General features: G+C 48.6%; 7 protein-coding genes. 2 read left to right on the top strand and 5 right to left on the bottom strand.

The features are described 5' to 3' along the window. Positions 1-50: 50 nt before the first annotated feature. The 3 genes from A6395_RS16335 to A6395_RS16325 form a co-directional block, all read right to left on the bottom strand. Positions 51-413, bottom strand: coding sequence for an IS3 family transposase (locus A6395_RS16335; RefSeq protein ID WP_483297291.1), 363 nt, complete (start codon positions 411-413; stop codon positions 51-53). A gap of 34 nt (positions 414-447) precedes the next feature. Next, positions 448-864: an IS3 family transposase gene (locus tag A6395_RS16330; RefSeq protein ID WP_483297290.1), complete on the bottom strand. Its 417-nt coding sequence runs from the start codon at positions 862-864 to the stop codon at positions 448-450. Between the two features lie 89 nt (positions 865-953). Further along, a complete protein-coding gene (locus A6395_RS16325; RefSeq protein ID WP_071397349.1) occupies positions 954-1379 on the bottom strand; it encodes an HTH domain-containing protein in 426 nt (141 codons plus the stop codon). 123 nt (positions 1380-1502) lie between these two features. Here A6395_RS16325 and A6395_RS16320 point away from each other — a divergent pair, with 123 nt between their 5' ends. Continuing rightward, complete coding sequence (locus A6395_RS16320; RefSeq protein WP_071398550.1) at positions 1503-2012, top strand: helix-turn-helix domain-containing protein; 510 nt, start codon at positions 1503-1505, stop codon at positions 2010-2012. Next, positions 2009-2851, top strand: coding sequence for an IS3 family transposase (locus tag A6395_RS16315; RefSeq protein ID WP_370259235.1), 843 nt, complete (start codon positions 2009-2011; stop codon positions 2849-2851). Before A6395_RS16320 ends, A6395_RS16315 begins: the two co-directional genes overlap by 4 nt. Before the next feature lie 291 nt (positions 2852-3142). Here A6395_RS16315 and A6395_RS15990 read toward each other — a convergent pair whose 3' ends face one another. Both A6395_RS15990 and A6395_RS15985 read right to left on the bottom strand, forming a co-directional pair. Then, complete coding sequence (locus tag A6395_RS15990; protein WP_159429459.1) at positions 3143-3556, bottom strand: hypothetical protein; 414 nt, start codon at positions 3554-3556, stop codon at positions 3143-3145. A gap of 99 nt (positions 3557-3655) precedes the next feature. Then, on the bottom strand, positions 3656-3994 hold the full coding sequence (locus tag A6395_RS15985; protein WP_159429458.1) for a hypothetical protein: 339 nt from the start codon (positions 3992-3994) through the stop codon (positions 3656-3658). Positions 3995-4680: the final 686 nt, after the last annotated feature.

The following is a 4680-nucleotide window of genomic DNA, read 5'->3' as shown; positions in this document are numbered from 1 at the left end:
AATGAACTGAGCCCCGTAAAATGGACAGTTTAATAAAAAGCCCGTATGTCCTATACGGCGATTAGATGGCCCCGATATTGTTCCGGGGTCATCTTTTTTAGGTTCCACTGACCGCGTTCGCAGTTGTAATAGTTTATGTAGTCCCCGACCATTTCTCTGACCTGCTCGATTGATCCACACGATCGGTTGGTGACATAGTCCTTCAAATGGCCAAAGAATGATTCAATTGGTGCGTTGTCGAGACAGTTGCCTCGACGTGACATGGACTGGACCAGTCCAAGGCTGCGAACGAGTTGTTGATAGTCCGGATGTGTATAGTGGAAGCCTTGATCCGAATGGATCATCGCCTCGGGATGCAGATTCCCTTGGAGGTGATCTTCAAGTTTTTCCATCGTCTGAAAGACGAGGTCCATGTGAAGGCTTGCGGACAGCTTGTGCGCCACGATCTCACGCGTGGCCGACGTCCTTCACGCATGACAGATAGACGTTCTCGCCGGAGGCGATCGGGAGGTAGGTGATGTCGGTCACGAACACCTTTCCAGGCTCGCTCTGTCGGAACTGACGGTTCAACAGATTCGGCACGACGCGATGCTCGTGCGTCGCCTGAGAGAGCTTCCGATAAGGATTCATCCTCCGGATTTTGGTGACGATGTTATACTTGCGCATCAGTCGGAGAATCCGTTTGTGGTTGATCCGGACGCCGAGTGTCGCGAGCACCTCCATGTACAGCCCCCGATAACCGACTTTACCTTTATGGCTGTCGTGGATTTGCTTGAGGAGTGTCGCGTCTAGGTAATCACGCTCCTCCCGGAGGGACTCCGCCTCGGCACGGTTCAACCAGGCGTAATAGCCACTCCGGCTCACGCCGGCGATCTCACATAGTGGGCGGACGAGGTACTTCAGCTATGCGATGCGGATGACGGTGTTGATGGCCTGATATTTCGCTGCTGGTGTCAGTTCGTATGTTTCGCCTGCCCTTCTAACTTCTCTAGCTTTTTTAAGAGTTCATTCTCTGCCGTCAGGTACTTGATTCTTGCCTCTGCCTTCGCTAACCGTCTCTCCATCGACTCGTCTGTTTTCGGGCGTCCACCTCCCAGAGCCTTTCCACGTTTGTCGTTCAGGAGACCGTCTTCCCCGTCTTTTCGATATGTTCGGCGCCATCGTTCCAACGCGGACTTCGCCTTCCTGTTCCCAATTACCGTCAGGTCGAATCCAGCCTCCGTGAAGATCTGCCGGGGTCCCTTGCCGTCCATGTTTTCAAGCACGGCCTTTATTTTGAATTCACCGGTGTATTGGATCGAGCGTTCTGAAACCGACGAAACGTTCGGGTTCGACTCAAGCTGATCAATTTGATGGATATTGAAAATGATTTTGCTCATGGTTGTTTCTCCCGTCTAAATGAATAGGTTCATTATAGCGATTCGTGCGTATACGAAAAACCCCGAATGTGAACTGCCCCATAAAAGTTGGACATAAAAATCCAACTTTTATGGGGTGTTTTTATGGTCAAATTTACGAAGGCTTTCAAAATTCATGTGGCCGAACGCTACTTGACGGGCAAAGACGGATGCACAACGTTAGGAAAAGAGTTCGGGGTGGACCGTAAGAAAGTCAGTCAATGGGCACTCCTCTATGAGCGCTGGGGCGAGACGATCTTCAATCCGTCCTATACAGCCCACTCGCCGGCGTTTAAACTAAGGGTACTAAACGATATGGCGGACAACGGGCTGTCCTTGATCGACGCGGCCCTGAAGTACAGGCTGTCCTCTCCCGGGATGATCTCCAACTGGCGATCCACATACGAACGGGAGGGGCCCGAGGGCCTGGCCGCCAAGCCGAAAGGACGTGCCCCGATGCCGAGACGGAAGAAGCAGGAGCCCAAAGAGATGACGGAGGTCGAGAGGCTCAAGGAACGGGTCGAGTTCCTCGAGATGGAGAACGCAGCGTTAAAAAAATTGAAAGCCTTGGTTCAAGAAGAGGAAGCGCGACGAACGGGATCAAGGCCCAAGTGATCGACGAGCTACGGGCCACCTATCCTGTACCGGGGCTCCTTCAGGTGCTCGATATGGCTCGAAGCGTCTACTATTATTGGCGGACGCGCCTGACGGCCGATGACAAGTATGCGGACGTGAAGGAAGCGATCCGGACCCTCTTCCACGAACACGAAGGACGTTGTGGCTATCGGCGAATCCATGCGCTACTCGAGCGCCAAGGTTTCAGGCACGACCCGAAAACAGTGTTGCGTCTTATGGACGAGCTCGGTCTCAAGTGCCTCGTCCGCATGAAGAAATATCGTTCCTACAAGGGAGAGGTCGGAACGATCGCAGCGAACCTCCTCGAACGGGATTTCCAGGCCACAGGCCTAAACCAGAAGTGGGTGACCGATGTCACCGAGTTCCACCTTTTCGGGGAGAAACTCTATCTCTCACCGATGATGGACCTGGCAAACCGTGAAATCATCGCCTATACGATGTCAGATAAGCCTAAGTATCCATTCATCGGCGAGATGTTGGACCAAGCCATCGCGAGACTCGATAGCGATAGAAGGCCGATCCTCCATTCTGACCAAGGCTGGCAATACCAATTTCGAGCGTTCACGGCGAAGCTTCGCGAACACGGCATCACCCAAAGCATGTCCCGAAAGGGCAACTGTCTCGACAACGCGGCCATCGAGAGCTTCTTCGCCGTGCTCAAGTCCGAGCTACTCTATCTCAGGAAGTTCGAGGACATGGCTCATTTCAAACAGGAGCTCGAGCGCTACATCGAGTACTACAATCATCGTCGCATCAAGAAACGACTAAAAAACCTGAGCCCGGTGGAATACCGGACCCAGGTTCTCGAAGTCGCCTGACAAATTATTTAGTGTCTAACTTTTTTGGTTCAGTTCAAATGGGTCACTTATTTCAAGTGTCCTTCATTCGGGGTTCAGTTCAATTTATATGTGAAGGGCATTTTTTTCTTACTTTAGTTTCTCATTTTTAATAAGTCACCCCTAGGACGAAGGGCCTCAATGCAATATATGATTCTGGGACGTTAATCCATCGCTCTAGATATGGATCATAGTAACGACCACTTTTGATTCCTTCTCTTGAATTCCATTTTTCTTCAAATAAGTAGTCTTTCTCACTTCTTAAATACATCTCTAAGCGCTCATCTGAATTTTCATGCTCGTCCAGTCCCTTTGTATCTGGTCCCAAATGTTCTTCGAGCTCCTCAGAGAGGACCATTTTTCAGGATCAACCAAGAATCTAAGACCCTCATAGAGGGAATCGAACTTGAGGAATTCTCGTCTTGTTTCAAATTCTTTGGAGTCTCGCCATTCGTATACGGTCAGCCAGCGTTGAGCGAAATCGAACAACCTGAATGTACCTTCGCTTAAGTCAGGTTCGGCCTTATCATGAGTTACGATTTGTTCTGAATCGTCTGAGTACTTGATATAGTATATGAGTTCACCCGACAGCTCTTCATTCTCTAGAAAATCAAAAAGTTTCATTTCTTTATCATTGAGTAATTCTAGCAAAGAGATTTCCTGTTCAGAATTCATCTCTCGATACATGACGACTAGGTTTTTAATGCTACAGATATTCAACTTCAGTACCTCCAATACTGTATTTTTGGATAGAATTGCGTTACTCGTGGATTCTTATTTGACACATCAGCGTACTTCTGAATACCCCTTACCATCTACATATACGTCATATTGAAAGAATGTCTCGCCTTTATTTTTCAAAAAGTTATTTGCAATCTTTGACTTTTTCCCATGAAGAGTTTTCGAAAGGGCGTTTAATATCTGTGTGTTTGTTGTATCGGGTTGGAAAAATGTCTGCGGCTTTGATTTTCCAGGACCGGACGTCCCGATCCAATATCTAAGGTCATGACGATATAACATATGCCCAAATCTCTCATTCTTTAGTATAAGCGTTTTTTTGGCGCCTGGTAATACATTTGGGAATGGGATATGGTCCTTGTTTTTGCATGTATGCTTTTGCTGCATCTAGACCTGGCTTTGTTGTTATTATTTTTTGATTTAACTTTTACCGTCTCAACTAAGTCTCCTTTAGTATCTTTGTCATCTTTAGGTTTACGGATTTGTACACGTCCCTGCTCTATAAACTTTGAAAGAGCTTTAAACAATGCACGGCGTTGCACAGATACTGTTGGTTTAGGAGCTAGGATTTCTATGGAGTCTCCGTTTGACTCTATATAAAATCCATCTACTATTGTCTCTTCTATTGTGTCATCTCATTGCCGTTCGAGTGGAACTTGAATCCATAGTCCGCCCGTTTCCCCGTCACGACCTCTTTCACCGCATTTGTTACATTGGACGTCAGTTTCGTCGTCTCGGAATTATCTAAGGGTGTATTCGAATATGAGGTGATGCATGTCCATTGGCTCATCAAGTATCGGTTCGAGGATTGGGGTGTGCCTGAAGACGGGGCATGGGAGAAGGAATGGTGATCCGGGCTCATGCGTGAGCGTCTAACGCCTTGTGGCGAAGTCGCTCATCGCACCGCTGCCCCCCTGACGGCCCGATAACAAGAGCTGCTGGCTCACCGCCGCATCTCTATGTTCCTGGCCCTTTCTGACGGGAGGCACGGAGCGTAAGAGCAACGTCAAAAGCAAGAGCGTGGGCGCGTCTAACGACACGTAAAAAACACCATTCGGCCGAATGGTGTTTTT

The sequence above is a fragment of the Exiguobacterium sp. SH31 genome (assembly GCF_001816105.1).
GTDB lineage: Bacteria > Bacillota > Bacilli > Exiguobacteriales > Exiguobacteriaceae > Exiguobacterium > Exiguobacterium aurantiacum_A.
The sequence above is the reverse complement of the archived record's forward strand: the minus strand, read 5'-3'. Positions and strand labels throughout refer to the sequence as shown.

Excerpts from the sequence above, each read along its gene's own strand:
- A6395_RS16335 (WP_483297291.1), bottom strand. The coding sequence starts at position 413 with ATGGACCTCGTCTTTCAGACGATGGAAAAACTTGAAGATCACCTCCAA.
- A6395_RS16325 (WP_071397349.1), bottom strand. The coding sequence starts at position 1,379 with ATGAGCAAAATCATTTTCAATATCCATCAAATTGATCAGCTTGAGTCG.
- A6395_RS16320 (WP_071398550.1), top strand. The coding sequence starts at position 1,503 with ATGGTCAAATTTACGAAGGCTTTCAAAATTCATGTGGCCGAACGCTAC.
- A6395_RS15990 (WP_159429459.1), bottom strand. The coding sequence starts at position 3,556 with ATGTATCGAGAGATGAATTCTGAACAGGAAATCTCTTTGCTAGAATTA.
- A6395_RS15985 (WP_159429458.1), bottom strand. The coding sequence starts at position 3,994 with ATGCAGCAAAAGCATACATGCAAAAACAAGGACCATATCCCATTCCCA.